Below are 25591 nucleotides of genomic sequence, written 5' to 3' on the forward strand. Positions count from 1 at the left end.
TATGAAGACACTTGGTGAACTTCTCCACACCGCTCGTTCTGCCAAAAACTACTCTCTTGAGGATATCGCCCGTATCACCAAAATTGAAATCAAACATATCCGCGCCCTCGAGAATAACGATTACGGCTCTCTACCTCACAGCACCTTCACCAAGGGCTTTATACGAAGCTATGCCAAAACCGTAGGCAAAAACCCAGACGAACTTATCGCCATCTATCGTCGCGACTCAGTTGAACAAGCCCAAACATCTCCCCCCGGAAGCGGACTTAATTTTTCTCTTAAAAACTCACTTCTTTCTATTTCAAAATCTACTCTCATACCCCTTGTCATTGGTATCCTAGTTTTTTTCGGCTACCTTACCTTTCAGTATCGAGCTTTACTTCTTCCTCCTCATTTAATCATTACTCAACCATCTCCTTCAGCAGTAGTTGTTTCACCCGTCACTATAGAGGGAAAAACCTCTCCAGACTCCATCATAACCATCAACCAGGACACTCGCGTTAAACCAGATCAGTCAGGTATTTTTCTAACCCAGATAAACTTTGCTCCTGGCGATTACCAAATTTCGATCTCAGCCACTAACCGTTTTAATCGCACCTCTACAAAAACACTAAACATCAGTGTTATCAGCAAGGAATAATGTAAATCTTTAATAAAGAGATTGATTCCACCGACTCTCTCAATTAATTCCAACTTGCCCTTTATTAAGCTGTATAGTTAAATTAAATCTACCTTATGGTTACCTTCACCCAAGCTTTACTTATCATTGTCATCACCATTCTTTCTTTCATCATCACTGCTGTTGGCATTCAACTTTTTTTGCTTATCAAAGATCTTCGCACCACCATTTCTCGTACCAACTCCATACTTGATCAAACCGAGACTCTCATCAACAAACTCTCTCATCCTGCCGCCAGCATGAACAATCTGCTTACTGGTCTCAAAGAAGGAGTTACCGTAATCGAAACCATCGCTGCCTTTTTTACCAAACGAAAACAACAATCTCCTTCCCCCTACAACTATGACGAACTCTAGACTGGACCGCCAAATCATCTATCAAGACAACTCGCTCTCCTCATTCATCACTGGTGTTGCCCTTGGTGCCGTCGCTGCCCTACTCTTAGGAACCAAAGAAGGCAGGGTTCTCACTCGTAAACTCAAAGAAAACCTTTCTTCGTTAACCGAGGAAATAAAACCTTTTCTTGATGATCTGCCCCCCAAAGCTCACAATCTTGTCGAAAATCTCAAACACCAGAATAATGACCTAACTCCTCTTCCTCCCGACTTAGCACCTCCCGCTCCACCTTCTGATCTTTCATCAAGACTTCATCGCGATAATCCTCCCCCAACCTTCACCCAACGAGGTAAACCTCTCTAAGGCTAGCCCTGATATAATTTACCCATGACCGGTCATAACCTTAGACAAAAATACCTCAACTTCTTCAGTTCAAAGCCAAGAAATCACCTTATCATCCCATCCGCTCCTCTTGTCCCCGAAAATGATCCCACCACCCTTTTTAACAGTTCAGGTATGCAGCCCCTAGTTCCATATTTACTTGGCCAGCCACACCCATCTGGCCAGACCAGATTAGTCAACTCTCAAAAATGTTTACGGACCCAAGACATCAGTGAAGTAGGCGATAACCGTCACACCACCTTTTTTGAAATGCTTGGTAACTGGTCACTAGGCGACTATTTCAAAACAGATCAACTTACCTGGATCTGGAATTTCTTAACCCAAGAACTCAAACTTCCCAAAGAAAAACTATACGTCACAGTTTACCAGGGTGGTGACGGTGTCCCCAGAGACGAAGATACTTATCAAATTTGGAAGTCGCTTGGTATCCCCGAAGACCATATTTTTTTCTATCCTTCCAGCAAAAACTGGTGGTCCCGATCCGGAACTCCTCAAGAAATGCCCAGTGGTGAGATTGGCGGACCAGACTCCGAGGTTTTTTTCGAGTTCACTCAGGTAAAACACGATCCTAAATACGGACAACATTGTCATCCAAACTGTGATTGTGGCCGTTTCCTTGAAATCGCTAACTCAGTCTTCATTCAATATCAAAAACAAACAGACGGATCTCTCAAAGAACTATCTCAGAAAAATGTCGATTTTGGTGGAGGGCTGGAAAGAATGCTGGCCGCCATCAATGATCAACCCGATATCTTCATGACCGATTTATTTCAACCTATCATCTCCGAAATCGAAGCACTCACTAATTTACAATACTCAGACCATCAGACATCAATGCGTATCATCGCCGACCACCTTAAAGCCGCCGTCTTCCTTATCAACGAAGGAGTAGAGCCATCCAATAAACTACAAGGCTACGTCTTACGACGCTTAATAAGACGCTCTATTGTTAAACTCTATCAACTTAGCGGTACTCTCAAACCAAACTATCTTAGTATCATTGCTAAGCAAGGAGTAATTAGTACTTATCAATCCCGATCAACCCCACCCTTTCCCAATTTTTTCGACTCTAACCAAAAACAAAGAGAAATCTTCTCCGTACTTGACAATGAATCGCAGCAATTTATCAAGACACTCGACAAAGGGCTTAAACAACTTAACCAACTCTCTCCCTTCGACCTTTATCAAACATATGGTTTTCCCGTTGAAATTACTCAAGAGCTTTACGCCCAACAAGGAAGAGAGCTTGACTTAGATCAATTTAACCAGGAACTCAAACATCACCAAGACCTTTCTCGCACCGCCGGAAAAGGCATGTTCCAGGGCGGCCTCCAAGATCATAGTCAAATTACCACAAAATACCATACAGCTACCCACTTACTCCACCAAGCTTTGCGTCAAGTCTTGGGTGACCACGTTCGCCAGACTGGCAGCAACATCACCCATCAAAGACTCCGTTTTGACTTTACCCATGACCAGCCCCTTAGTAACCAGCAACTTCAGCAGGTTGAAGATTTGGTAAATCAGCAAATTAAAAATAAACTTACCGTCACCTGCCAAACCATGTCCCTACAACAAGCACAATCTCAAAATGCTCTTGCTTTCTTTGCCGAAAAATATGGTGACCAGGTTAAAGTGTATAGTATAGGTAACTTCAGTAAAGAAGTCTGTGGTGGGCCACATGTGGCTAATACCGCCGACATTGGCCCGATCACCATTTATAAGCAAGAGTCGGTTGGTTCAGGCCGTCGTCGCCTTTACGCCAAAATCGTTTAATATTTAAACTCTCTGCCCAGGTTCCACCTGAAGGCTCTTAAACAATATGGAGATCACCCATCTCTTTAAAGCCAAAGAACCAGTTACCCCACCGGAACTTTTTCTAGCAATCCAGATTCAAGAAGGTCTAGTCAAGACCGCTATCTGGCAAGTCTCTAATGGCAAACCAGAAATCGTCAGCTATGGTTCACAAGAAGAGTGGGGCGACACCGAGTCTCTCCTAGTTGCAGTCGATACTTCACTTGCCCATGCCCTCGAATCACAAGATCAGGAGCCAAATCGGGTTATTTTTGGCCTGCCTGAATCCTGGATCAAAGAAGACAAAATTAGCCCTGAATCAAGTGCTTATCTCAAGGAGTTAATCAAAAAACTTGAACTTGAACCCGTTGGTTTTGTCGCCATAACCGAAGCCATTATTCAACAGCTTAAGCTTTCAGAAGGGATACCACCTACCGCTATTTTCCTGGAAGTACACTCCTCCAAAGTCAATGTTGTCGTCACCAGACTAGGAGATATTGTCGGTAGAGAAGAAGTCGGCCGTTCTCAAGATCTCGCCAAAGATGTCCAAGAAGGACTAGCCCGGCTCGATCTCGACCACCTACCAGCTCGAATCCTTGTCATTAACGGCCAGGACCCAGATATCGAACAGCAACTAACATCTTTCCCTTGGCAGGATCACCTTCCTTTTCCTCACCTACCAAAAGTTGAGATACCCGACCCAAAGCTTTCCATCCAAGCTATTGCTCTATCTGGAGGATCAGAAGCAGCTCGCTCCCTTGGTATTTCTGTCACTGAAACAAAAAAAACACAAAACCACCCAACCACTTCAAACTCCTCTTCCAATTCATCAGTCCCACCGCCATCGGTCCTAACCAATCATGGCTTTGTCACCGGCCGTGACATTAGAGACACGAATACGCCCTCCTACCCTTCTGTCTCGCCCTCTTCCCCAACCTCTCAAGCTAACTTTACAAACTCGTCACCATCGATTCCAAATCACCCACCTGTTTCGCCCCCATCTCTACTATCCCGAGTCACCTCTCCGATTAAGCAGTTTCTGGAATTATCACGCTCACAAACTTATATAAAAAAACCCCCATATCTCAATCTCAAACACTCAAAACTCATTTTAATTATCCCCCCTCTTCTAGTTATAAGTCTAATCCTCTCGGCTGTTCTGGTACATGGTTTTTTCTCCTCAGCCACTCTGGTGCTTCACATCTCACCTAAACAAATTGACAAGTCCTTCTCTCTAGCTGTCTCAGACTCACCCCACCCAGACTTGCCAACTGTTCCGGCTACTCTCGACTCCCTCGAGCTTGAAGCCAGCGGATCGCTACCAACTACCGGAGAGGCTACTGTAGGAGATAAAGCCGTCGGTGAAATCACTGTCTTTAACAAAACCGATACCGAAAAAACTCTTGAAAAAGGAACCACTATTATCACTGCCGACAATCTCAAATTTACTCTAGATCAAGATCTCAACATTGCCTCGAGAAGTGCCGAAGAACAAGAAGGCGGTGTCAATATTATCTACGGCAAGTCTTCTGTTGCCGTCACCGCTGCCAACATCGGAGCAGAATACAACATCTCTACAGACACTGATTTTACAGTTGGCACCTTCCCCAAAAGCTCCCTTGAAGCCAAAGCCACCAAAGATTTCTCTGGTGGAACATCGCGTACAGTAAAAGCTGTTTCAGCCAATGATCAACAAGCCCTCCTTGATCAGCTAACTCAACAAATCCAACAACAAGCACAAGACCAACTATCCTCCTCGACTGAATACCAAGTTGTCCCTCAAGACACCCAAGTAATCTCCAAGCAATACAGCCACGATGTAGGCGAGGAGGCTAGCACGCTCTCTCTCGATCTAAAAGTCAAGGCCAACTTTCTCAAATTTCTTCAGTCTGACCTCCACTCCCTTATAGAATCTGAAATTAGCTCTGACATTCCACCCGACTTCGCCCTTGATTCAAGCAACACTCAAATCTCAATCGATCCCCCTCAGTCCGACCCCGACACGGGTTATGCCATCACCACCGCAACAGTAAAAGCTTCACTCATGCCCCAACTCTCTGTTTCGGACTATCAACAACAACTTAAAGGTAAAACTCTTAATGCAGCCAAAACACTTCTCCAAACCATTCCCGGATACCAAAAAACAACCGTAATTATTAACCCGAACCTACCCTTCATTACTGAGAAACTTCCCCTGAATCCTGCCAAAATTAATCTCACCCTCGAACCCTCAGCTCAACCCTAACCTCACTCCTCTTTCCCCGTTATAATTATCCGTAAAGCTATGTCACTATACATCTATCAGAAGGCCCAAACCAACTCTGCACTCCCACCCACTCCTCAACACTCAATCACCCCTCCACCACCTACCCCTCCTCCTCCCAAGCCAGCACAACCACCCCGATCTCTCCTGAGTCTGCTCCCTTTAGGTACCTCTATTACTGGCTTGGTTCTAATCCTCTCGGTTGCCTGGCCAATTGTTTACTACGAAATCCTTGGTAATCAGACCTCCCCCCCCACCACTTCTACAGGACTTCTCAACCCCTTAGCTGACTCGTCCTCACTTGCCGCTTTCGCCGCCGCCCCTAAAATTGTCGGTTCTCTCGACTATACTCATGCAAGCAACTGGTTTCCAAGCTCCCCCCCCACCACTCAAGTAGTTAGACCAACTGGTCCAAATACGTATACTCTCTCCATTCCCAAATTAAATATTGAGAACGCCCAAGTTATTATTGGGAGTGACGATCTCTCCAAAAGTCTTATTCACTACACCGAAACCGCCCTCCCAGGGCAATTTGGTAGCCCTGTTATTTTTGGTCACTCAATTCTGCCTCAGTTTTATAATCCCAAGAACTACATGTCGATATTTTCCACTCTACCGACTCTCGAAAAAGACGATCAAATCATTGTTGAGTACGACGGCATCACCTATACCTACTCAGTTACCGAAAAGCAAGAAGTTATGCCCGAAGATCTTTGGGTACTTGAACAACGTTATGACTCCAAAAAAATTAAGCTAATTACTTGTGTGCCACCAGGCTTAAAAACCAAACGCCTTGTTGTCACCGCCGAATTACAATCACTTTAATGCCAGTTACCCTAGCCTTCGATATTGGCCTTGCTCACACCGGTGTCGCTATCTCCTACGAAAACAAAATTGCCGAAGGCTTAACCACCATTCACACCCAAAATCTTGATCTGCTTCAACAAGAGATTATCGATCTCGTCAAAAGTTATCAGCCCGACATCCTTGTCTTCGGCATCCCTCAAAAAGGACCTCTTACTCAGCACGTGGGTCTTTTAAAAAACAAACTTGAAGCAACTCTTTCTCTACCCATCATTCTCGTCAATGAAGATCTTTCCACCCGGTTTGCCACCAGAGCTATGATCGACGCTAATAAAGGACCGCGTTACCGCCGCCTTAACAACCATCAAGTTGCCGCTGCCAGCATTCTTCAATTTTATCTTGATAATTTGATAGAATAACCCCATGTTTAAAAACATGATCGCTCCAGTGCAGGCCTGGTTACTCTCTAGAGGACAGTGTGTCGGTTGCGGCACCCCACTCCAAAACGGGACCCGTGTTAAGTCCAAACTTAAAGGTCTTGATCAAGTCACCTGTAAGTGTGGTCGTATTTTTATCTTCGATCCTAAAACTAACACATATCGCCGCGCCCTCTTCCAAGAAGTTAAGTAGATATGACTCGACGCCGCTCTGCCCCGCTTAAACCCTTTTTAATTCTTCTTTCTCTTATAGTCATATTAATTCTTCTCTTTTTGACTTGGTTTAAACTTGCTTCTCGTCCCGTCAATCCCAACTCAACCAAGAGAGTCAACTTCACTATCGAAAAGGGCCAAGGACTAGACTCAATTGGTCAAATCCTTTACCACGCAGGTTTAATTCGCTCCATACCTGCCTTTCGACTTCAAGTCATAATCTCAAACCTCTCGACCAAAATCCAAGCTGGTGATTTCGCCATCCCCCCCACCCTCACTCTCGCAGAGGTAGCCCAATCCCTCACTGTGGGTACATCAGATCGTTGGGTTACTCTTTTAGAAGGTTGGCGCCGTGAAGAGATTGCTCAAGCCTTAGTTGACACCCTTTCTCCCAGCAACCCGGAATATAATTTTGATCCAGACACCTTCATTCTCATGACCAAAGATCTCGAAGGACAACTTTATCCAGATACTTACTCCTTCACCCGTTCCACCACCGCTCAAGCTGCTATCGATCGACTCACCACCCGCTTCAAAGAACAAACAGAAAAATTATCCAACCAATCCGGTTTAACCGATAAACAGGCCCTCGTACTCGCCTCCCTAATTGAACGAGAAGCCTTCACCGATCAAGAAAGGCCTGTCATAGCTGGCATCCTACTTAATCGATTTCATGCTAACTGGCCTCTTCAAGTTGATGCTACTGTTCAGTATGTCAAAGCCAATCTTAACTGTCAGGTTCTTACCTGTAATTGGTGGCCAAATGATCTGACCAAAGACGATCTAAACCTTCCTTCACCCTACAATACTTACTCCCAACCAGGTCTCCCTCCTCTTCCAATCACTAATCCTTCACTTGAATCAATTAAAGCTGCCTATCAACCCAGCACCACGCCCTACTGGTTTTATCTTCATGACCCATCTGGTCAAATTCATTACGCCAAGACTTTAGAAGAGCACAATCTAAATATTGCCAAGTATCTAAAATAACTTAAATTAAAATTATCTTAAATATCCACCATTCATCCAACCGTTGACAAGTTGTGTTATCCTTGCTAAACTTCTCACCACGTCCTGGTCTCTGGCCTCTTCACCGTAAAGAGGGCAGATTTTTTGCGTCTCCGCGCGACGTTAGTTTGTCAACTATTTTATCGCCCTATAATTAGGGAAAACCATAATACCCATGTCCAACCAGCAACAGCCTAGAAAACGTATATACTGGGGTAACATCACCCCTAAACTTCCCGAACTTAACCTTTCACAAATTCAAGTCAACTCTTACCACTGGTTTCTTGATCAGGGCATTAAACTTGCTCTTCAAGATCTTGGGCCTATCACAGACTTCACTGGTGACTCCTTCCAGCTAGAATTTGGCGACCACACCTTCGGTCAACCAACCCACACCCCCGAAGAATGTCTTAAAAAAGGCCTTACCTACGCCGCTCCCCTTCGTGTTAACACTATTCTCACCAATCTCGAAACCAAGACCTCAAAAACCCAAGAGGTCTTTTTAGGTGACATTCCTCAGATCACTACTTACGGAACTTTCATCATCAATGGTGTTGAACGTGTTGTTGTTAACCAGCTCGTTCGTTCCCCTGGTGTGTTTTTCAATTCTTCTCTAGATACCAACACCGGCCGCCAGCTTTCCTCAGCTGAAATCCGTCCCATCCGCGGGTCGTGGCTCGAGTTTAATATCCACAAAAACGACTATATCACTGTAAGAATTGATCGTAGCCGCAAACTCTCGGCCGCTACTTTCCTTCGCGCTATTGGTTTTTCCTCCAGTGAAGAAATCTCCTCTCTCTTTAAAGATGTAGACACTGACAAAGACCATCCATATATTGCCGCTTCGCTTTTGAAAGATGCCACCGCTTCAACCGATGAAGCTCTCCTTGATTTTTACCAAAAAATCCGTCCCGGTGAACCCGCTGTTCTTGATAATGCAAAAGAACTTCTTTATCAAATGTTTTTTGACCCCCGTCGTTACGATCTCGGCTTAGTCGGTCGCTATAAAATCAACAAACGCCTCAGTCTAGATACACCCATTACAGATGAACACACCACTTTAACTAAAGAAGATATTGTTGCCACCCTCCGTTATCTTATAAACCTCCAAAACGGCCATGGAAAAGTTGATGATATCGACCATCTTGCCAACCGCCGCGTCAGACAAATTGGCGAACTTCTCTACCAGGGCCCCTTCAGAATCGGATTACTTAGATTAGAGCGTTCCATTCGTGAAAAAATGAGCTTGGCCAAAAAAGAAGAACCACCCACAGCCGGATCTTTAGTTAACCCTCGTCCAATCATCGCTGCTGTATCAGAATTTTTTAGAAGAAATCGACTCTCAGCCATCCTTGACCAGGTTAACCCCTTAGCCGAAATTGACAACCTTCGCCGTCTTTCTGTGATGGGGGCAGGCGGTGTCACTCGTGAGCGCGCATCTTTCTCTATGCGCGACATTCACGCTTCCCAATACTCCCGTATCTGCCCAATTCGTTCTCCAGAAGGCCCAAACATTGGACTGGTTACCTATCTAGCCCTCTATACTCGCATTAACCAATACGGCTTTCTCGAGGCACCATACTTTAAAGTTACCCCAGAATCTAAAGGTGGTAAGACTCGCATGAGAATTACCAACGAAATCGTCTACCTCACTGCTGATGATGAAGAAAATCACTATATTACTCACGCCGACATTGCTCGTGATGGTGATTACTTAGCCAACGACTGGGTACCAGCTCGTTATAACGGAAAATTCATCGAGGTCGACGCTCAGAAAATCGAATACATCGACATCATCCCCCGACAGGTTGTTGGTACCTCAGCCTCTCTCATTCCTTTCCTTCAACACGACGACGGTACTCGTGCGCTCATGGGTTCGCACATGCAGTGTCAAGCCGTTCCTCTTATCAAGCCTGATGCTCCCATCATTGGTACTGGCATGGAAAATCCTGTTGCCGAGTCCATGGGTTGGGTTATCAGAGCTCGTTTTGATGGTGAGGTTATCTCTGCCGACTCCAATACCGTTACCATAAAGGTTGATCCTAAACACATTGACGATCTCAAAAAACTTGCCCAACTTAATCAATCAGAAAGTATAACTATCAAAGACGACGTCGAGACATATCATCTCAAAACTTTCTATCGCACTTCTCAGTCAACCGCCTATACTCAACGACCTCTCGTACGACCGGGCGAACAAGTCAAAAAAGGCCAGATCATTATCGACGGGCCAGCCTCACAAAACGGTGAATTAGCTCTGGGTCAAAACCTTGTCATTGCATATGCTAACTTTGAAGGACTAGGCTACGAAGACGCCATTGTGGTTTCCGACAGGCTCATTAAAGAAGACTTGCTTTCCTCAGTCCATATTAATGAATACGAAGCTCAGGTCATGGAAACTAAGCTTGGTCCTGAGGAACTAACTCGCGATATCCCCAATGTATCTGAACAAGACCTAAAAAACTTAACCGAAGATGGCATTGTTGCTATAGGCAGCAATGTTGGGCCTAATGATATTCTCGTTGGCAAAATTGCTCCCAAGGGCGAAACTGAGCTTACCGCAGAGGAGCGTCTTTTACGCGCCATTTTTGGAGAAAAAGCACGAGAAGTTCGTGACACTTCCCTAAAGATGCCCCACGGAGAATCTGGCACCGTCATCGACGTTCAAATTCTTGATCGTGATACCGGAGATGAGCTCGACCCTGGCGTTATCAAACAAATCAAAGTTAAGGTCGCTCAACTAAGAAAAATCACTGTTGGTGACAAGGTTGCTGGCCGTCACGGTAACAAAGGAGTCATCAGCAAGGTTGTTCCAGTCGCCGATATGCCTACCCTTCCCGACGGTACACCAGTCGATATCATCATCTCCTTCCTCTCAGTTCTTGCTCGCATGAACTTAGGACAACTCATGGAAGCTCAACTTGGTTGGGCAGCAGACAAACTCAACCAGAATATCGCCGTCCCCGTCTTTGAGAAGATTCCCGAAGACAAAATAATTTCTCTCATGAGCCAGGCAGGCCTTCCTGTTGACGGCAAAATCAGGCTTACCGATGGTCGCACCGGTCTTCCTTTTGAAGAGGATACCGCTGTTGGCATTGGCTACATCCTTAAACTCGTTCACATGGTTGAGGATAAGACCCACGCCCGCTCTACCGGACCTTACTCTCTAGTTACCCAACAGCCTCTCGGAGGTAAAGCTCAGATGGGTGGCCAACGTCTGGGAGAAATGGAAGTCTGGGCACTTGAAGCACACAAAGCTGCTCACACTCTTCAAGAAATGCTCACCATCAAGTCCGACGACGTAGTCGGTCGCTCCCGTGCTTTTGAGGCAATTGTAAAGGGTACTGACATCCCTGAAGCTACTTTGCCCGAATCCTTTAAGGTTCTTGTTAAAGAACTAAACAGCTTAGGACTAAGCATTATCCCCACTAATCCAATTACCAGACCTTCCCAGGACGACTCAGATATTTCCGACAAAACTCAAGAAGAAACTATTTCTGACTCTGAATCAGTCCCCAGCCATGTCTCCGCCAATGCCACTCCGGAAGATCAGTCCGATGATTCCAATGACCAATCTGATCAACCAACTAAATCAGATGATCAAGCACCAGTAGAAGAACCTCCTACTCAAGAAAATCAACAATAGTTATTACCAAAACACTAAAAACATGACCAACAATCTAAAAAATCTAATGGACTTTCAAGGACTTCAAATTAAACTTGCCTCTCCAGAGGAAATCAAGTCCTGGTCACACGGTGAAGTCACCAAACCTGAAACCATTAATTACCGCACCCTCAAACCTGAAAAAGACGGTCTGTTTTGTGAGCGCATCTTTGGACCAACTAAAGACTGGGAGTGTTATTGTGGCAAATATAAACGCATTCGTTATCGTGGCATAGTCTGCGATAAATGTGGAGTAGAAGTTACTCTCTCTCGTGTTCGTCGCGAAAGAATGGGTCACATTTCCTTAGCTGCTCCAGTTGCCCATGTCTGGTATTTCAAAGGCACCCCGTCTACCCTTTCCCTCCTTCTTAATATCTCACCCAAAAAACTAGCCAGCGTTGTTTATTTCTCACGATATCTTGTTCTAAATGTGGACAAAGATGAAAAGCAGAATGCTCTTAAAAAACTTGAAGATGCTCGTCAAGCTCAAAAAGACCAAATTAAATCTGATGCTGATCAACAAATTGAGACCATTAAGTCAGAGGGTAAAACTCAAGTGGAAACTCTTCGTCGCTCTATCTCCAACAAAGACGAAAAAAACCTCAAGACCGAATCTGCCAAGCTCGAGACTAAAAAGAAAATTGCCGCCACTCGCGAACAGATGGTCGCCGAACAAACCGTCACTGATAATATCTACGACACCATAGAAAGTCTTGTCAAACAAATCGAAACCAACTCCGTCTTAACCGAAGACGAATATCTCAAACTTGTCGATTACGATGCCGCGTCCTTCCTTACTGTTGGTATGGGCGCCGAAGCCTTACTTGAAGCTGTCAAAAAAGTTAACCTTGAAGAACTTGCTAATAAACTTAAAACCATCATCAAGGATGGGTCTGTCGGTAAAAAACTAAAAGCAACCAAACGACTTAAGGTGGTCATGGGTCTGATCAATGCTTCTGTTAGTCCCGAGTGGATGATTTTCCGCCAACTACCCGTTATTCCTCCAGACCTCCGTCCCATGGTTCAGCTTTCAGGTGGACGCTTTGCCACCTCCGACCTTAACGACCTATATCGCAGGGTCATTAATCGTAACAATCGTCTAAAACACCTTTTAAGTCTAGGTGCCCCCGAAATCATATTACGAAATGAAAAAAGAATGCTTCAGGAAGCTGTTGATGCCTTAATTGATTCCCCTCAATCGCTCGCCTCTCGTCGTACTCGTCGCACCAAACCACTTAAATCTCTTTCAGAAATGTTAAAGGGTAAACAAGGTCGTTTTCGCCAAAACTTGCTCGGTAAACGTGTTGATTACTCCGGCCGCTCAGTCATTGTCGTTGGCCCAGAACTTAGTTTGAATCAGTGCGGTATTCCCAAAGACATGGCTCTTGAAATGTTCAAGCCCTTTGTTATGAGAGAGCTTATCGCCAAAGGTCTAGCTCCCAATGTTAAATCTGCTAAAAACTTAATCGAACACCGCATTCCTGAGGTCTATGACATCTTGGAGGAAATCACCAAAAATCATCCTGTGTTACTAAACCGTGCTCCAACTCTCCACAAGCTTTCCATTCTCGCCTTTAATCCGGTCCTTATTGAAGGCTCTGCTATTCGCCTTCATCCCGCGGTTACCGACGGTTTTAACGCTGACTTTGATGGCGACCAAATGGCTGTTCACGTACCTCTAACTAAAAAAGCCCAAGAAGAAGCCAGAAACCAAATGCTTCCACAACACAATCTACTCAAACCTTCCGTTGGTAAACCTGTTGCTATCCCTGCCAAAAAAGAGATGGCCATTGGTGTTTATTACCTCACTTCTATCGAGGAAAACCAAGAAGCCAATCAAGACACCATCTATGCTGACCCCAAAGAAGTCTTGCTTGCCTACAATATCGGACTTCTTCATCTCCGCCAACCTGTTCAATTGCGTCTCAATGGCAAAGTAATTATTACCACCCCTGGTCGAATTATTTTCAATGAGGTGGTACCTCAAGAGTTCGGATACATCAATGAAACTATCACTAGCTCTACTATTAAATCACTCTTTGCCAGGTCAATTAAAGAACTTGGATCCGATCGAGTTGTCAAGCTAATTGATGACATCAAAGATATAGGCTTCGAGGCAGGCACCATCTCAGGTCTCTCATTCGCCATCTCCGATAACGAACTATATCAGAAGAAACAAGCCGTTATTCAGCAAGGTAATCAACAAGTTGCCCAGGTTGAACAAAACTATGCTCAGGGACTAATCACCGACCAGGAACGACGTCGTCTCAGCAATGAAGTCTGGATGCGCATCACCGATGAGCTCTCTGACCTCACCTGGGAAACCTTCCGACCTGGCAATCCTATTCGTCTCATCATTGAGACCGGAATGGGACGTATTACCAGAGACACTATCAAACAACTTTCCGCCATGCGCGGCTTAGTTACTGACCCCTTAGGTAATATTGTCGAATTACCTATCAAAGGTAATTATCGCGAGGGTCTTTCTATCTTTGAATATGTCAACTCCATCAGAGGTTCTAGAAAAGGCCTTATCGACACCGCTCTTAAAACAGCCGACGCTGGTTATCTTACTCGCCGACTCGTCGACGCCTCTCACGACGCCATTATTAGAGAACAAGACTGTGGCACCAAAGATGGAATCACCATCTCTACACAAGGGCCACGTGGTGATAAATTTGCCGATCGACTTGTAGGCCGCTTCACTTTAAAGAAAATCCTTCACCCCAAAACCAAGAAACAAATCCTCTCCGCCAATCAAATTATTGATGATGAAGCAGTCAAACAAATTATTGAAGCAAATATAACCGAAGTTGAAGTTCGCTCTCCTCTAACCTGCGAATCACGTTTCGGTGTCTGTGTTCATTGCTATGGTCTAAACTTTGCCAATCTTGAAATCACTCAAATTGGTGATCCTGTTGGAATTCTAGCTGCTCAATCCATCGGCGAACCTGGCACTCAACTTACCATGAGAACCAAACACACCTCTGGCTCGGTCGGTCTAGACGTGACCCAAGGTTTACCCCGTGTTACCGAACTTCTCGAGGTCAGAACACCTAAAAACCTCTCACCCATTGCCGAAGTTGCTGGTAAAGCCAAAATTCTTGAGACTGACTCTGGCTACCGTATTACTATTACTCCTACCATTGGTGGTAAGGATCAACGCCGCGAGTATCTTGTACCCCTCACCTCAGTTCTTAATATTGAAGATGGTCAGCTCGTGCCAGCCGGTCACCCACTCGCCTCAGGCAACCTAGACGTTAAACAAGTTCTTAAGGTTAAAGGTCTCCGTGCCGCTCAAGAATATCTCGTTAATGAAGCTCAGCGAGTCTATGAATCTCAAGGTATTCCTATCAAGGACAAACACTTTGAGGTTATTGTCAAGAAAATGTCGGACAAGGTTAAAATCGAAACCCCAGGTGATACGGATCTACTGCCCGGACAGGTTGTTAGCCGAGGTCGCTTTGACGCTATCAATGAAAGTGTCATCGCCGAAGGTGGCCAGCCAGCCACAGCAGGTGTTCTAATCTTAGGTCTAATTCAATCCTCCCTTTACACCGAATCATGGCTATCATCCGCTTCCTTCCAAGACACAACCAAGGTTCTTACTCGTGCCGCTATCGAAGGGGACACTGATCCACTCCTCGGTATGAAAGAAAACGTTATCATTGGTCGTCTTATTCCCACCAATGCCGAACGTGCCGAAATTAAAGACGGTTTGCTCGTTAACCAATAACCTGATAAAATTTGCCCCTATGCCAACCATTAATCAACTTATCCGCCGACCTAGAAAGCAAAAGGCCAACAAAGTTAAAGCAGCTGCACTTAGACGCTCATATAACGCGGCCAAGAGACGTCAGGTCAAAACTACCAACCCTCAAAAAAGAGGTGTCTGTATTCAGGTCAAAACCATGACCCCCAAAAAACCTAACTCAGCTCTCCGTAAAGTAGCCCGTGTCCGCTTAAGTAACCGTCAAGAAGTAACCGCCTACATTCCCGGAGAGGGCCACAATCTTGCCGAGCACTCAATCGTCCTTGTTCGTGGAGGTCGTGTCAAAGACTTACCTGGTGTTAAGTACCATATTGTTCGTGGTGTCTATGATTGCGCCGGCGTTGAAGGTCGTAAAAAAGCTCGCAGCAAATACGGCGCTCGTCGCGCTGGATCAAACAGTCAAACAGCCTCAGCAGAATAACATATGAGAACAAATAAGAACCTAAAACGTACCATCGCCCCTGACCCCGTCTACAATAACCGCCTGATAGCCAAGCTTATCAATCGAAGTATGCTAGACGGCAGAAAAACTGTCGCCTCCACCCAAGTTTACAAAGCTCTGGAAATCGTCCAGTCAAAAACTAAAAAGGACGCTCTTGAAACTTTTCGCAACGCTCTTGAAAACATCAAGCCCCAGCTCGAAGTTAGGACTCGCCGAATCGGTGGTGCCGCTTACCAAGTCCCCACTCCGGTTAAAGGTGATCGCAAAGAAACCCTAGCTATTCGCTGGTTAGTTAATGCTGCCAGGCAAAGGTCCAACTCCACCTACCACACCTATGCAGACAAGCTTGCCGCCGAAATTCTTGATGCCCTTAACAACGAAGGTTCTGCCATCAAGAAAAAACTAGACACCCACAAAATGGCCGAAGCTAACAAGGCCTTTGCCCACTTTAGATGGTAATCCAAATCCCATCGTTTTATACTTTTCCCAACGTTTAACGTCTCGTTTTATCAACGCTATTCTGACGCTCAATAAAAAAACGGCCAGTCATCTTCATATAACCGGCCGTTAGCCTTTCTCCCTTCATTTACTTCCTGTCGTCTTTTTCCTCCGGCTTTTGGCCAAAGTTAAGCCTCATCTCTTCTGACCAGCGGTCCGGATTGGCTCTCACCACAGCCTGCATGGTCCGGACGATCACACCAATCGGATCAGGTTTCTGATCACTCTGCTTTTGAGTCATCACAAACTCCTTTTCAAAGTAAACCAACGATACCTAAATTATACCACCCCATAACTATCAAGCATTTACCACCCAGCATAGAATATGTTAAAATTAACCCCCAGTTAAGGCTTGCTGCCTATCCGGCAGCTTTTATTTGTCCTAATTTACATAAAAAAACCTAAAGATGGCTACCAAACAAGACCAAACTCTTGATCTTAATAATATTCGTAATATCGGTATTATTGCCCATATTGACGCTGGAAAAACTACCACTACTGAGCGAATCCTTTTCTATACCGGTAAGTCCTACAAAATTGGCAACATCGACGAGGGTGATACTCAAATGGACTGGATGGAGCAAGAAAAAGAGCGGGGTATTACCATCATGTCAGCTGCCACCACCACTTTTTGGACTGCTGCCCTTGATAAAGCACTTAATAAAAACAAGACCCGCATCAATATTATCGATACCCCCGGCCACGTCGATTTTACTGCCGAAGTCGAACGCTCTCTAAGAGTTCTTGATGGAGGTGTCGTCATTCTCGATGCCGGTTCAGGAGTTCAATCTCAAACAGAGACTGTCTGGCGCCAAGCTGACAAATATCACGTTCCTCGAGTGGCCTTCGTTAACAAAATGGACGTGTTAGGCGCTGATTTTCATGCCACTATCAAGGATGTTCACGAAAAACTAGGCAGTAAAACTGCCATCATGGCTCTCCCCATCGGAGCCGAGAATCAGTTTAAAGGTGTCATCCTACTTCTTGAACGCCAATCTTTAATTTGGGAAAGTGATGAAACAGGCGCCAGTTACACCGTCTCCGACAACATACCTGAAGACATGAAAGCAGAGGTTGAGGCTCATAGAGCTGCTTTAATTGAACAAATTTGTGAGCTTAATGACTCACTTCTTGAACAATATCTAGAAGGCAAAGAACCATCCATTGAAGACCTGAAGAAAGCTCTACGTCAAGCCACCATTGCCAACCAGATCGTACCCGTTTACCCCGGATCATCCTTGAGAAACAAAGGTGTTCAACCTCTTCTTGATGCAGTCGTAGATTTCCTCCCCAGCCCATTCGACGTACCTCCTGTCACTGGAATTAACCCAAACGATGAATCTCAACAGATAGTTAGAAAGCCAGACCCAGACGCCTCTGTTACTGCCTTAGCTTTCAAGATTCAGGCTGATCCCCACGTTGGACGCCTCACCTATATTCGTGTCTACTCCGGGACTATTAAGTCAGGTTCATACATATATAACTCAACCAAGAAAGAAAAAGAACGTATTGGACGTCTTCTTTTAATGCACGCCAACACTCGAGAGGAGATCAGTGAAGCTAAGGCTGGTGAAATTGTCGCCGCCGTCGGCCTTAAAGCCACGGGCACTGGTGACACCCTATGTGATGAAAACTCTGTCCTAGTTCTTGAGTCAATCTCTTTCCCAGAACCAGTCATATCACTTGCCATCGAACCTAAAACCAAAGCCGACCAAGAAAAATTGGGCTTAGCTCTTTCTCGCCTTTCTGACGAAGACCCAACTTTTCAAATTAGAACTGATCCAACCACTGGACAAACCCTGATCCGTGGTATGGGTGAGCTGCATCTGGAGATTATTGTTGACCGTCTCAAAAGAGAATTCAAAGTCGATGCAAACACCGGACAGCCTCAAGTTGCATACAAAGAAACCATTACCAAAGAATCGGAGGGTGAAGGCAAGTACATCCGTCAATCAGGTGGCCGTGGGCAATATGGTCACTGCCTGATTCGCATCCGTCCTCTTCCTCGGAGTGAGGGTCGTAAATTCCTCAACAAAATTGTCGGTGGTGCCATTCCAAGAGAATTTATTTCCCCGGTCGAAAAAGGTGTCGCAGAAGCACAGGACAACGGCGTTATTGCCGGTTATCCTCTCACCGATGTCGAGGTCGAACTCTACGATGGTTCATATCATGAAGTAGACTCATCCGAAGTAGCTTTCAAGATAGCTGGATCAATGGCTCTCCAAGACGCAGTCAAGAAAGCCAGTCCTGTATTACTCGAGCCTATTATGAAAGTCGAAGTAACCACCCCTGAAGAGTTCATGGGTGACATCATTGGTGATCTATCCTCCAGGCGTGCTCAAATTCTTGGTAACGATCAACGTGGCAATGCTAGAGTCATAACCTCATTAGTTCCACTCTCTGAGCTTGGTCGTTACGCCACCGACATTCGTTCCATGTCACAAGGACGAGCTAACTACTACATGGAGCCTCACACCTACGAAATTGTGCCAGATAATATCGCCCAAACTTTAATTAAACGTCCCGTTGGCGAATCCACAGAAAAATGATAAAATACACAGTTGCAAAAGCTAAATTAGCAATTAAGTAATTAAACTAACTAGTTAGCAGAAGAAGAAAAAAATTTAGTACTTCTAACTACTAACTACTCCAAATCAAAATGGCTACATTTGATCGAAGCAAACCTCACGTTAACATTGGCACCATTGGTCATGTCGACCATGGTAAAACCACCCTTACCGCCGCTATTACCCAAACACTTTCAAAAGATGGTCTGGCTCAAGCTATGGCCTTCGACCAAATTGACAACTCACCTGAAGAAAAACAGCGTGGTGTTACTATCAACATTTCCCACGTTGAGTATGAAACCAAGAATCGCCATTATGCTCACATTGACGCTCCTGGTCACGCTGACTATATCAAGAACATGATTACTGGAGCTGCTCAAATGGACGGAGCCATTCTCGTTATTGCTGCCACTGATGGTCCTATGCCTCAAACCAAAGAGCACCTTCTTTTGGCCAAGCAAGTTAATGTTCCCAAGTTGGTCGTTGCTTTAAACAAAGTTGACGCAGTTTCTGACCCAGAACTTCTTGATCTGGTCGAAATGGAAATCAAAGAACTTCTCGCCAAATATGAATATGAAGAGGACACTCCTGTAGTTAGAGTCTCCGCCCTCAAGGCTTTAGAAGGCGACGCAGAAGCTCAAGCAGGTATTAACAAACTTATGGAAGCTGTTGACACCTGGATCCCCACCCCTGAACGTGAACTAGACAAGCCTTTCTTAATGCCTGTTGAGGACGTTTTCTCCATCAAAGGTCGTGGCACTGTTGTTACCGGTCGTATTGAGCGTGGTCAAATCAAAATTGGCGACGAAATCGAGATCATTGGTATCAAAGATACTAAGAAAACAGTCGTTACCGGAATTGAAATGTTCCATAAACAACTTGAATCCGGTCAGGCTGGAGACAACGCCGGCGTTCTTCTTCGCGGTGTTGAAAAAGACGACATTGAGCGAGGCCAAGTTCTTGCCAAACCAGGATCTGTTACCCCTCACGCCGAATTTGAGGCTGAAGCTATTATCCTAAGCAAAGAAGAAGGCGGTCGTCACACACCCCTATTCACTGGCTATAAACCTCAATTCTATGTCCGCACCACCGATGTTACTGGAGAGCTTACCCTTCCCGAAGGTGTTGAGATGGTCATGCCAGGAGACAGTACCAAGATGACCGTCAAGCTCATCACCCCCGTTGCTATGGAAGAGGGCTTAAGGTTTGCCATCCGCGAGGGAGGAAAAACCGTTGGTGCTGGTGTCATCACCAAGATCATTAAGTAAACAAATATTAACAAACACTTAAAGAGCGATCATCACGATCGCTCTTAAGTCTAAATCATAAAGTGGCCGACAAAACTCGCATTCGTGTCCGTTTAAAATCTTTTGACCATCGTGTCATAGATGAAGCGGCCGTCAAAATCATCCAGACGGCTCTCGCCACCGGGGCTCAAGTAGTTGGTCCTGTCCCTTTACCGACCCGTAAAAAAGGTATTACCGTCAACACTAGTCCGCACACCGACAAAAATGCTCGTGAGCACTTCGCCATCCTCACTCACAAGCGACTCATTGATATCGTCTCACCTACTAATAAGACGATAGATTCTTTAATGCATCTCGAACTGCCGGCCGGCGTTGGTATCGAGATCAAGATGTAACCTTGATGGTCAAAAACAACTGCCTATCAAAAACCATATCACGACATCAGTCATAAAAGCTGGCCATAGCTATACGAAAATTAACCCCGTATAGCGGGGTTTTTTGTTAAACAAAATATATTTAAATATACAAATATTTAAGCAATCTTAAACTATATTACATAGTCATGATTACCGAAATCTACACCATCAAATCTCATATGACTCAAGCCTTCATTGACGGTAAGAGAGTTCCTGTGACCATTCTTAAGCTTCCTACTCAAGTAGTCTCGCAAATAAAAACAGTCGACAAGGATGGATATTACTCGCTCCAGCTGTCGATAGACCAAAAGAACAAATCTCCCCAAAAGTCACTCTTAACTCATCTTAAAAAAGCCAAGCTAACCAAACAGCCAAAATGGTTTCGTGAGATCAGACTAGACCAGGAACCCCAGCTTAAAGTAGGGGAGAGTCTTCCCATTGATAAAATTATTGCCCCTGGAGACACCGTCTCTGTGACTGGCATCTCTATTGGTAAGGGGTTTGCGGGGGTCATGAAGCGTTTTGGCTTTGCTGGTGGCCCCAAGACCCATGGACAATCGGACAGGAGCCGCGCTCCTGGCTCTATTGGTCGTGGTACCACTCCCGGTCGCGTTCTACCTGGTAAAAAAATGCCCGGACACCTCGGTGCCAGTACCGCTGTCACCAAAAACCTAACTGTTCTCGCAGTTGACCTTGATAAAAACCAGTTATCTGTTTCTGGGCCAGTTCCTGGAGCAAAAAAACAACTTCTTAAGCTAACCGTCACCCGCAAAGGAAAAGATACCAATCAACCTAAAGAATAATCATGTCATCAGCAAATCTATACAACCATACTGGCAAAAAAGCTGCCAAACCCATCACCCTTCCTAAAGCAGTTTTTGCCGCCAAAATAAATCACCAGCTCATCGCTCAGGCGGTTCACGTCTTTCGTTCTAATCAATCACAGCACAACTCTGTAGTCCAGACCAGAGGCGATGTTTCGTTAACCACCGCCAAAGTCTATCGTCAAAAGGGTACTGGGAATGCTCGTCACGGCGCCAAATCAGCTCCCATTTTTGTTGGTGGAGGTGTTGCTCACGGCCCCAAATCAGCCAAGCCAGCTCGCAAGAAGCTCAACACTAAAATGCGTCGCCAAAGCCTTATTAGTGCCCTTACCCATCTAGCTCAGAATCAAGCAGTCTCCCTTGTTGCCGATCTAGAAAAGCTTTCGCCCAAAACCAAGGATCTCCACAGTCTTCTATCCCAAATCCTTCCTGATCCAACTACTAAGACTCTAATTCTCATCAACAAACCCTACCCCAATCTTCTCCAAGCCGCTAACAACATAAACAATCTTCACATTACTCGTTTTAACCATACCAATATCCACCAGATAACCAGCACCCATCACCTCATCCTCGATCAGGAAGCTCTAGATCCTCTTACTCTGTGGCTGACTCATGATAAAAAGCCACTCGCCACATCAGCATCCTCAAATATATCGTCCGCCAAAAACAAATCATCAAAAACCTCTAAATCACCATCTACTAAATAAACTCTATTTACATGATAATCAAAAAACCACTTATCACTGAAAAAACTCTAAAAGAAACGGCCCTCAACCGTTACACTTTCTTAGTTGACCCACAAGCCACAAAAGGCCAAATTAAATCAGAAGTAGAGTCTCTGTTCAAGGTCAATGTGGTTGGTGTCAAAACCTCACTTTATAAGCCACGCCGTTTTCGTTCCGCTAGAACTGGCCACTACCGCCAGTCTCGATCCTACAAAAAGGCTATTGTTGAGCTAAAACCCAAGCAATCTATTAAATACTTCGAAACAAAATAATATGGCCTCAGAATACTACAAACCCACCACCCCAGGAGTTCGTCACCGCACTCGCTCTAAGCAAAAACTTTCCAAGACAAAACTTATCAAAAAACTCCGTCGGATCAACAAAAACTATGCTGGACGCAATAATTCTGGTAAAATTACTATCCGACACCGAGGCGGTCGTCAAAAACGCTTTTTGCGTCTCATAGATTTTAAGCGAGACGCCTTCGAGATACCCGCTAAAGTAAATACGATTGAGTATGATCCCAATCGTTCGGCCAATATTGCCCTTCTACATTACCAAAATGGCGACAAACGCTACATTATTGCCCCTGACGGATTAAAGATAGGTCAAACCGTTATTTCGAGCAAGGAAAATGCCGAAATTGAACCGGGTAACACATTACCTCTAAATAAAATCCCGGTTGGCACCCCAATTCACAACCTCGAACTAACCCCTGGAAAAGGAGGCCAGATTATCCGTTCAGCTGGAGCCGCTGCCTATATTCAAGACAAAGAAGACCGATTTGTCAGCATCAAGCTTCCTTCAGGTGAAACCCGCCGTTTCCCCGCCATTTCCATGGCCACCATTGGTCAGGTAAGTAATCCAGACCACAAAAACCGAAAACTCGGTAAAGCTGGTCGACGCCGCCTCATGGGTTGGCGCCCTTCAGTCCGTGGTGTTGCCATGCATCCAGGCGCACACCCACATGGTGGAGGAGAAGGTCGCTCTGGTATTGGTATGAACTCACCCAAGAGTCCTTGGGGCAAGCGAACACTAGGTAAAAAAACCCGTAAAGTTAAAAAATACTCAACAAAGGATATTATTAAAGACCGTCGGTCTAAAAAATAACTAAAACAATCATGAGCCGTAGTAATAAAAAAGGACCATATGTTGACGAGAAGCTGCTCAAAAAAGTTAGCGCTCAAAAACAATCTGCTAAAAAAGAATCGATAAAAACCTGGGCCCGAGACAGTCAAATTCCGCCAGAATTTGTTGGTCACACCTTTTTAGTTCACAATGGCAAGATCTTTCACGAAGTCTTCGTGACCGAAGCCATGGTAGGTCACCGGCTCGGTGAATTCTCACCCACTCGGACTTTCCATGGACACGGTAAGATGACCAAACGAGTTATCAGTAAAACTTAAAAAAACATATTTACAAGCTAAGATGATTATTACAGCTACCCAACGACAAATCTCTGTCACTCCTCGTAAAATGAGGATGATGGCTACTGCTGTCAAAAATCTCAAGCCCCAAGAAGCAGTTAATCAGCTTAAATATTTAAACTACTCAGCTGCTAAACCTCTAAGCAAAGTAATTAAACAGGCCATTGCTAATGCTACCAATAATCACAAAATCAATCCTGACTCACTTAAAATAAAAGAGATTGTTGTTAACCAGGGTTGGACTCTCAAACGCTGGCACGCCGGAGCACGTGGACGTGGTAAGCCCTATACTCGACGCCGCTCTCACGTCACCATCAAGCTTGAAAATGCCTCTGCCTCGACACCAAACACCTCCTCATCAAAGAAAGCTTCAATTACCAACCCAGAAACATCTAAAACATCTAAAAAATTAGACTCTAAATTATCTGACACATCCAAAAAAACCCTTAAGAAAAAAACGACCACCAGGCCATCATCTAAAAAAACTCTTAAGCAATCAACAAGTAATCAAAAATAAATAACCATGGGACAAAAAATTAATCCACAAGGATTCAGAACCGGCATTCTATACGACTGGAAATCCATTTGGTATGCCAATAAGCACACCTACGCTGATCTTGTCGCTCAAGACCACCAAATTCGTCGCTTTCTTGATGAAAAGCTTAAACTAGCCGGTCTTTCTCAAGTAGATATTCGACGCTCCATCAACTCTATCGACGTCTATGTATACGTATCGCGACCTGGTGTCGTCATCGGACGCGGCGGTGCCAACATTGAAGAATTAAAAAAAGACCTTATTAAGCTAGTCAACCCTAAAGGTCGCGTTCACACCAACGTCAACCTTCATCCAATGGAGATTGCCCAACCAGATCTCTCAGCTAAGCTTATTGCCAGCCAAATTGCCTATCAGCTCGAACGACGCTATCCTCATCGACGTGCCAAAGACCAAGCCATAGAAAAAGTTATGAACGCTGGTGCTAAGGGGATTAAAATCGTCTTCTCAGGCCGTATTGGTGGCGCAGATATTGGCCGGCAGGAAAAATACACCTCCGGCAAGATACCTACCTCCACTCTACGTGCTGACATTGATTTCGCCCACGTTCCCGCTCTTACCCGATCCGGATACGTTGGTATCAAGGTTTGGATCTACAAAGGCGAAAAACACACCAAATAAAGCTAATAGCCTAAAAGTAATCAATAAGCCAAATCAAGTAACATGCTACAACCAAGAAAACGTAAATACCGCAAAGAATTCAGAGGAACCATGAAAGGGTTCTCACAACGAGGTAACTATGTCGCTTATGGGGAATTTGGTCTCAAAGCTCTCGACCGTGCTTGGATTACTGCCCGTCAAATTGAAGCTGCCAGACGAGCCATCTCTCACCATACCAAACGCGCAGGTAAAACGTTTATTCGCATCTTTCCTCACAAACCCATCACAGATCGCCCTGCCGGATCGCGTATGGGTAGCGGAAAAGGTGACATTAGCCAGTACGTCGCCGTTATTACTCCAGGCCGAGTCCTTTTTGAACTAGCCGGAGTGGATGAAGCTACTGCTAACAAAGCTCTCAAAAGTGCCGCTAACAAACTACCTATTAAAACCAAAATTATCGCTCGTTAATCATGGCTACCTCAAAAACAAAACCAAATACCAGTGCCAATATCACCGAACTCAACAAAGAGTTAACTAAAATAAATCAAGAGTTACAGGCTACCAGGCTTGACATTAAAGCCGGTGTCCAGTCTAATACCAATGCTCACAAACCACTTAAAAGAAAAAAGGCACAACTTGTCTATCAAATCCATCAATTAACCAAACAAGCTAAAAAATAATCATGAAAACCTTCATCGGAACCGTCAAATCAGCCAAAATGGACAAAACTGTTGTTGTTGAGGTTGTCACCTTTCGCCAACACCCACTTTACCTTAAGCGTTACAAGTTCACTAAGCGCTTCCTTGCTCATGATCCGCTTGGCGCCAAAGAAGGAGATAAAGTTCAAATTAAAGAATCACGACCTATTAGTCGCCGTAAACATTGGCAGATATCTCAAATCATCAACTAATCTATCA

At 44.9% G+C, this 25591-nt stretch carries 27 protein-coding genes; 26 read left to right on the forward strand and 1 reads right to left on the reverse strand.

From position 1 onward, the window contains the following. Position 1: 1 nt before the first annotated feature. The 13 genes from MICH65_RS01475 (at position 2) to rpsG (ending at position 16273) form a co-directional block, all read left to right on the forward strand. The gene (locus MICH65_RS01475) at positions 2-640 is read left to right on the forward strand and encodes a helix-turn-helix domain-containing protein (RefSeq protein WP_161931657.1); all 639 of its coding nucleotides are present in this window, start codon (positions 2-4) and stop codon (positions 638-640) included. A gap of 95 nt (positions 641-735) precedes the next feature. Further along, positions 736-1035 carry a hypothetical protein gene (locus tag MICH65_RS01480; protein ID WP_161931658.1) on the forward strand — a complete coding sequence of 100 codons (300 nt, stop codon included), beginning with the start codon at positions 736-738 and terminating at the stop codon, positions 1033-1035. Next, positions 1022-1378, forward strand: a complete 357-nt coding sequence (locus MICH65_RS01485; protein ID WP_161931659.1) for a YtxH domain-containing protein — start codon at positions 1022-1024, stop codon at positions 1376-1378. Before MICH65_RS01480 ends, MICH65_RS01485 begins: the two co-directional genes overlap by 14 nt. A 24-nt stretch (positions 1379-1402) precedes the next feature. Further along, positions 1403-3193: an alanine--tRNA ligase gene (locus tag MICH65_RS01490; protein WP_161931660.1), complete on the forward strand. Its 1791-nt coding sequence runs from the start codon at positions 1403-1405 to the stop codon at positions 3191-3193. A 46-nt stretch (positions 3194-3239) separates the two neighbouring features. Then, positions 3240-5456, forward strand: a complete 2217-nt coding sequence (locus tag MICH65_RS01495; RefSeq protein WP_161931661.1) for a hypothetical protein — start codon at positions 3240-3242, stop codon at positions 5454-5456. 39 nt (positions 5457-5495) lie between these two features. Then, positions 5496-6299 (forward strand): sortase, encoded by an 804-nt coding sequence (locus tag MICH65_RS01500; RefSeq protein ID WP_161931662.1) that lies wholly within the window; start codon positions 5496-5498, stop codon positions 6297-6299. Beyond that, complete coding sequence (gene ruvX, locus MICH65_RS01505) at positions 6299-6697, forward strand: Holliday junction resolvase RuvX (RefSeq protein ID WP_161931663.1); 399 nt, start codon at positions 6299-6301, stop codon at positions 6695-6697. The genes MICH65_RS01500 and ruvX overlap by 1 nt, the downstream gene beginning before the upstream one ends. Positions 6698-6701: 4 nt before the next feature. Continuing rightward, entirely contained in the window at positions 6702-6908 is a 207-nt protein-coding gene (locus MICH65_RS01510; RefSeq protein WP_161931664.1) for a hypothetical protein, read from the forward strand. Between the two features lie 2 nt (positions 6909-6910). Next, complete coding sequence (gene mltG, locus MICH65_RS01515; protein ID WP_161931665.1) at positions 6911-7918, forward strand: endolytic transglycosylase MltG; 1008 nt, start codon at positions 6911-6913, stop codon at positions 7916-7918. 193 nt (positions 7919-8111) lie between these two features. Further along, positions 8112-11582 (forward strand): DNA-directed RNA polymerase subunit beta, encoded by a 3471-nt coding sequence (locus MICH65_RS01520; protein ID WP_161931666.1) that lies wholly within the window; start codon positions 8112-8114, stop codon positions 11580-11582. A gap of 22 nt (positions 11583-11604) precedes the next feature. Next, the gene (gene rpoC, locus MICH65_RS01525) at positions 11605-15336 is read left to right on the forward strand and encodes a DNA-directed RNA polymerase subunit beta' (RefSeq protein ID WP_161931667.1); all 3732 of its coding nucleotides are present in this window, start codon (positions 11605-11607) and stop codon (positions 15334-15336) included. Between the two features lie 19 nt (positions 15337-15355). Next, positions 15356-15793, forward strand: coding sequence for a 30S ribosomal protein S12 (gene rpsL / locus MICH65_RS01530; protein WP_161931668.1), 438 nt, complete (start codon positions 15356-15358; stop codon positions 15791-15793). A 3-nt stretch (positions 15794-15796) separates the two neighbouring features. Further along, entirely contained in the window at positions 15797-16273 is a 477-nt protein-coding gene (rpsG, locus tag MICH65_RS01535) for a 30S ribosomal protein S7 (RefSeq protein WP_161931669.1), read from the forward strand. Positions 16274-16400: 127 nt separating this feature from the next. Here rpsG and MICH65_RS01540 read toward each other — a convergent pair whose 3' ends face one another. Further along, positions 16401-16580 carry a hypothetical protein gene (locus MICH65_RS01540; protein WP_161931670.1) on the reverse strand — a complete coding sequence of 60 codons (180 nt, stop codon included), beginning with the start codon at positions 16578-16580 and terminating at the stop codon, positions 16401-16403. Between the two features lie 139 nt (positions 16581-16719). On the opposite strand from MICH65_RS01540, the gene fusA reads away from it, so the two are divergent. The 13 genes from fusA (at position 16720) to rpsQ (ending at position 25584) form a co-directional block, all read left to right on the forward strand. Continuing rightward, the gene (gene fusA, locus MICH65_RS01545) at positions 16720-18861 is read left to right on the forward strand and encodes an elongation factor G (protein ID WP_161931671.1); all 2142 of its coding nucleotides are present in this window, start codon (positions 16720-16722) and stop codon (positions 18859-18861) included. Positions 18862-18971: 110 nt separating this feature from the next. Beyond that, complete coding sequence (gene tuf, locus MICH65_RS01550; RefSeq protein WP_174774487.1) at positions 18972-20147, forward strand: elongation factor Tu; 1176 nt, start codon at positions 18972-18974, stop codon at positions 20145-20147. Positions 20148-20209: 62 nt separating this feature from the next. After that, the gene (rpsJ, locus tag MICH65_RS01555; protein ID WP_161931672.1) at positions 20210-20521 is read left to right on the forward strand and encodes a 30S ribosomal protein S10; all 312 of its coding nucleotides are present in this window, start codon (positions 20210-20212) and stop codon (positions 20519-20521) included. Between the two features lie 167 nt (positions 20522-20688). Beyond that, positions 20689-21345: a 50S ribosomal protein L3 gene (gene rplC, locus MICH65_RS01560; RefSeq protein ID WP_161931673.1), complete on the forward strand. Its 657-nt coding sequence runs from the start codon at positions 20689-20691 to the stop codon at positions 21343-21345. 2 nt (positions 21346-21347) lie between these two features. After that, on the forward strand, positions 21348-22076 hold the full coding sequence (gene rplD / locus MICH65_RS01565; protein ID WP_161931674.1) for a 50S ribosomal protein L4: 729 nt from the start codon (positions 21348-21350) through the stop codon (positions 22074-22076). An 11-nt stretch (positions 22077-22087) separates the two neighbouring features. Further along, positions 22088-22366, forward strand: coding sequence for a 50S ribosomal protein L23 (gene rplW / locus MICH65_RS01570; RefSeq protein ID WP_161931675.1), 279 nt, complete (start codon positions 22088-22090; stop codon positions 22364-22366). 1 nt (position 22367) lies between these two features. Next, positions 22368-23204 (forward strand): 50S ribosomal protein L2, encoded by an 837-nt coding sequence (gene rplB, locus MICH65_RS01575; protein ID WP_161931676.1) that lies wholly within the window; start codon positions 22368-22370, stop codon positions 23202-23204. 11 nt (positions 23205-23215) lie between these two features. After that, positions 23216-23500: a 30S ribosomal protein S19 gene (rpsS, locus tag MICH65_RS01580; RefSeq protein WP_161931677.1), complete on the forward strand. Its 285-nt coding sequence runs from the start codon at positions 23216-23218 to the stop codon at positions 23498-23500. A gap of 22 nt (positions 23501-23522) precedes the next feature. Continuing rightward, the gene (rplV, locus tag MICH65_RS01585) at positions 23523-24038 is read left to right on the forward strand and encodes a 50S ribosomal protein L22 (protein ID WP_161931678.1); all 516 of its coding nucleotides are present in this window, start codon (positions 23523-23525) and stop codon (positions 24036-24038) included. Between the two features lie 6 nt (positions 24039-24044). Continuing rightward, positions 24045-24695, forward strand: coding sequence for a 30S ribosomal protein S3 (rpsC, locus tag MICH65_RS01590; protein WP_161931679.1), 651 nt, complete (start codon positions 24045-24047; stop codon positions 24693-24695). Between the two features lie 42 nt (positions 24696-24737). Continuing rightward, positions 24738-25142 (forward strand): 50S ribosomal protein L16, encoded by a 405-nt coding sequence (gene rplP / locus MICH65_RS01595; protein ID WP_161931680.1) that lies wholly within the window; start codon positions 24738-24740, stop codon positions 25140-25142. Between the two features lie 2 nt (positions 25143-25144). Further along, positions 25145-25354 carry a hypothetical protein gene (locus tag MICH65_RS01600; RefSeq protein ID WP_161931681.1) on the forward strand — a complete coding sequence of 70 codons (210 nt, stop codon included), beginning with the start codon at positions 25145-25147 and terminating at the stop codon, positions 25352-25354. A 2-nt stretch (positions 25355-25356) separates the two neighbouring features. Then, complete coding sequence (rpsQ, locus tag MICH65_RS01605) at positions 25357-25584, forward strand: 30S ribosomal protein S17 (protein WP_161931682.1); 228 nt, start codon at positions 25357-25359, stop codon at positions 25582-25584. The last annotated feature ends 7 nt before the right edge of the window (positions 25585-25591 follow it).

The organism is Candidatus Chazhemtobacterium aquaticus (genome assembly GCF_009936135.1).
In the GTDB taxonomy this organism is placed as follows: domain Bacteria; phylum Patescibacteriota; class Microgenomatia; order UBA1400; family Chazhemtobacteraceae; genus Chazhemtobacterium; species Chazhemtobacterium aquaticus.

Coding starts and splice junctions, on each gene's coding strand:
- MICH65_RS01480 (WP_161931658.1), top strand. CDS start 736: ATGGTTACCTTCACCCAAGCTTTACTTATCATTGTCATCACCATTCTT.
- rplP (WP_161931680.1), top strand. CDS start 24,738: ATGCTACAACCAAGAAAACGTAAATACCGCAAAGAATTCAGAGGAACC.
- ruvX (WP_161931663.1), top strand. CDS start 6,299: ATGCCAGTTACCCTAGCCTTCGATATTGGCCTTGCTCACACCGGTGTC.
- mltG (WP_161931665.1), top strand. CDS start 6,911: ATGACTCGACGCCGCTCTGCCCCGCTTAAACCCTTTTTAATTCTTCTT.
- MICH65_RS01485 (WP_161931659.1), top strand. CDS start 1,022: ATGACGAACTCTAGACTGGACCGCCAAATCATCTATCAAGACAACTCG.
- MICH65_RS01600 (WP_161931681.1), top strand. CDS start 25,145: ATGGCTACCTCAAAAACAAAACCAAATACCAGTGCCAATATCACCGAA.
- rpoC (WP_161931667.1), top strand. CDS start 11,605: ATGACCAACAATCTAAAAAATCTAATGGACTTTCAAGGACTTCAAATT.
- rplV (WP_161931678.1), top strand. CDS start 23,523: ATGATTATTACAGCTACCCAACGACAAATCTCTGTCACTCCTCGTAAA.
- tuf (WP_174774487.1), top strand. CDS start 18,972: ATGGCTACATTTGATCGAAGCAAACCTCACGTTAACATTGGCACCATT.
- rplC (WP_161931673.1), top strand. CDS start 20,689: ATGATTACCGAAATCTACACCATCAAATCTCATATGACTCAAGCCTTC.
- rplW (WP_161931675.1), top strand. CDS start 22,088: ATGATAATCAAAAAACCACTTATCACTGAAAAAACTCTAAAAGAAACG.
- rpsQ (WP_161931682.1), top strand. CDS start 25,357: ATGAAAACCTTCATCGGAACCGTCAAATCAGCCAAAATGGACAAAACT.
- MICH65_RS01490 (WP_161931660.1), top strand. CDS start 1,403: ATGACCGGTCATAACCTTAGACAAAAATACCTCAACTTCTTCAGTTCA.
- fusA (WP_161931671.1), top strand. CDS start 16,720: ATGGCTACCAAACAAGACCAAACTCTTGATCTTAATAATATTCGTAAT.
- MICH65_RS01475 (WP_161931657.1), top strand. CDS start 2: ATGAAGACACTTGGTGAACTTCTCCACACCGCTCGTTCTGCCAAAAAC.
- rplD (WP_161931674.1), top strand. CDS start 21,348: ATGTCATCAGCAAATCTATACAACCATACTGGCAAAAAAGCTGCCAAA.
- rplB (WP_161931676.1), top strand. CDS start 22,368: ATGGCCTCAGAATACTACAAACCCACCACCCCAGGAGTTCGTCACCGC.
- MICH65_RS01520 (WP_161931666.1), top strand. CDS start 8,112: ATGTCCAACCAGCAACAGCCTAGAAAACGTATATACTGGGGTAACATC.
- MICH65_RS01510 (WP_161931664.1), top strand. CDS start 6,702: ATGTTTAAAAACATGATCGCTCCAGTGCAGGCCTGGTTACTCTCTAGA.
- MICH65_RS01500 (WP_161931662.1), top strand. CDS start 5,496: ATGTCACTATACATCTATCAGAAGGCCCAAACCAACTCTGCACTCCCA.
- rpsS (WP_161931677.1), top strand. CDS start 23,216: ATGAGCCGTAGTAATAAAAAAGGACCATATGTTGACGAGAAGCTGCTC.
- rpsL (WP_161931668.1), top strand. CDS start 15,356: ATGCCAACCATTAATCAACTTATCCGCCGACCTAGAAAGCAAAAGGCC.
- MICH65_RS01495 (WP_161931661.1), top strand. CDS start 3,240: ATGGAGATCACCCATCTCTTTAAAGCCAAAGAACCAGTTACCCCACCG.
- rpsG (WP_161931669.1), top strand. CDS start 15,797: ATGAGAACAAATAAGAACCTAAAACGTACCATCGCCCCTGACCCCGTC.
- rpsC (WP_161931679.1), top strand. CDS start 24,045: ATGGGACAAAAAATTAATCCACAAGGATTCAGAACCGGCATTCTATAC.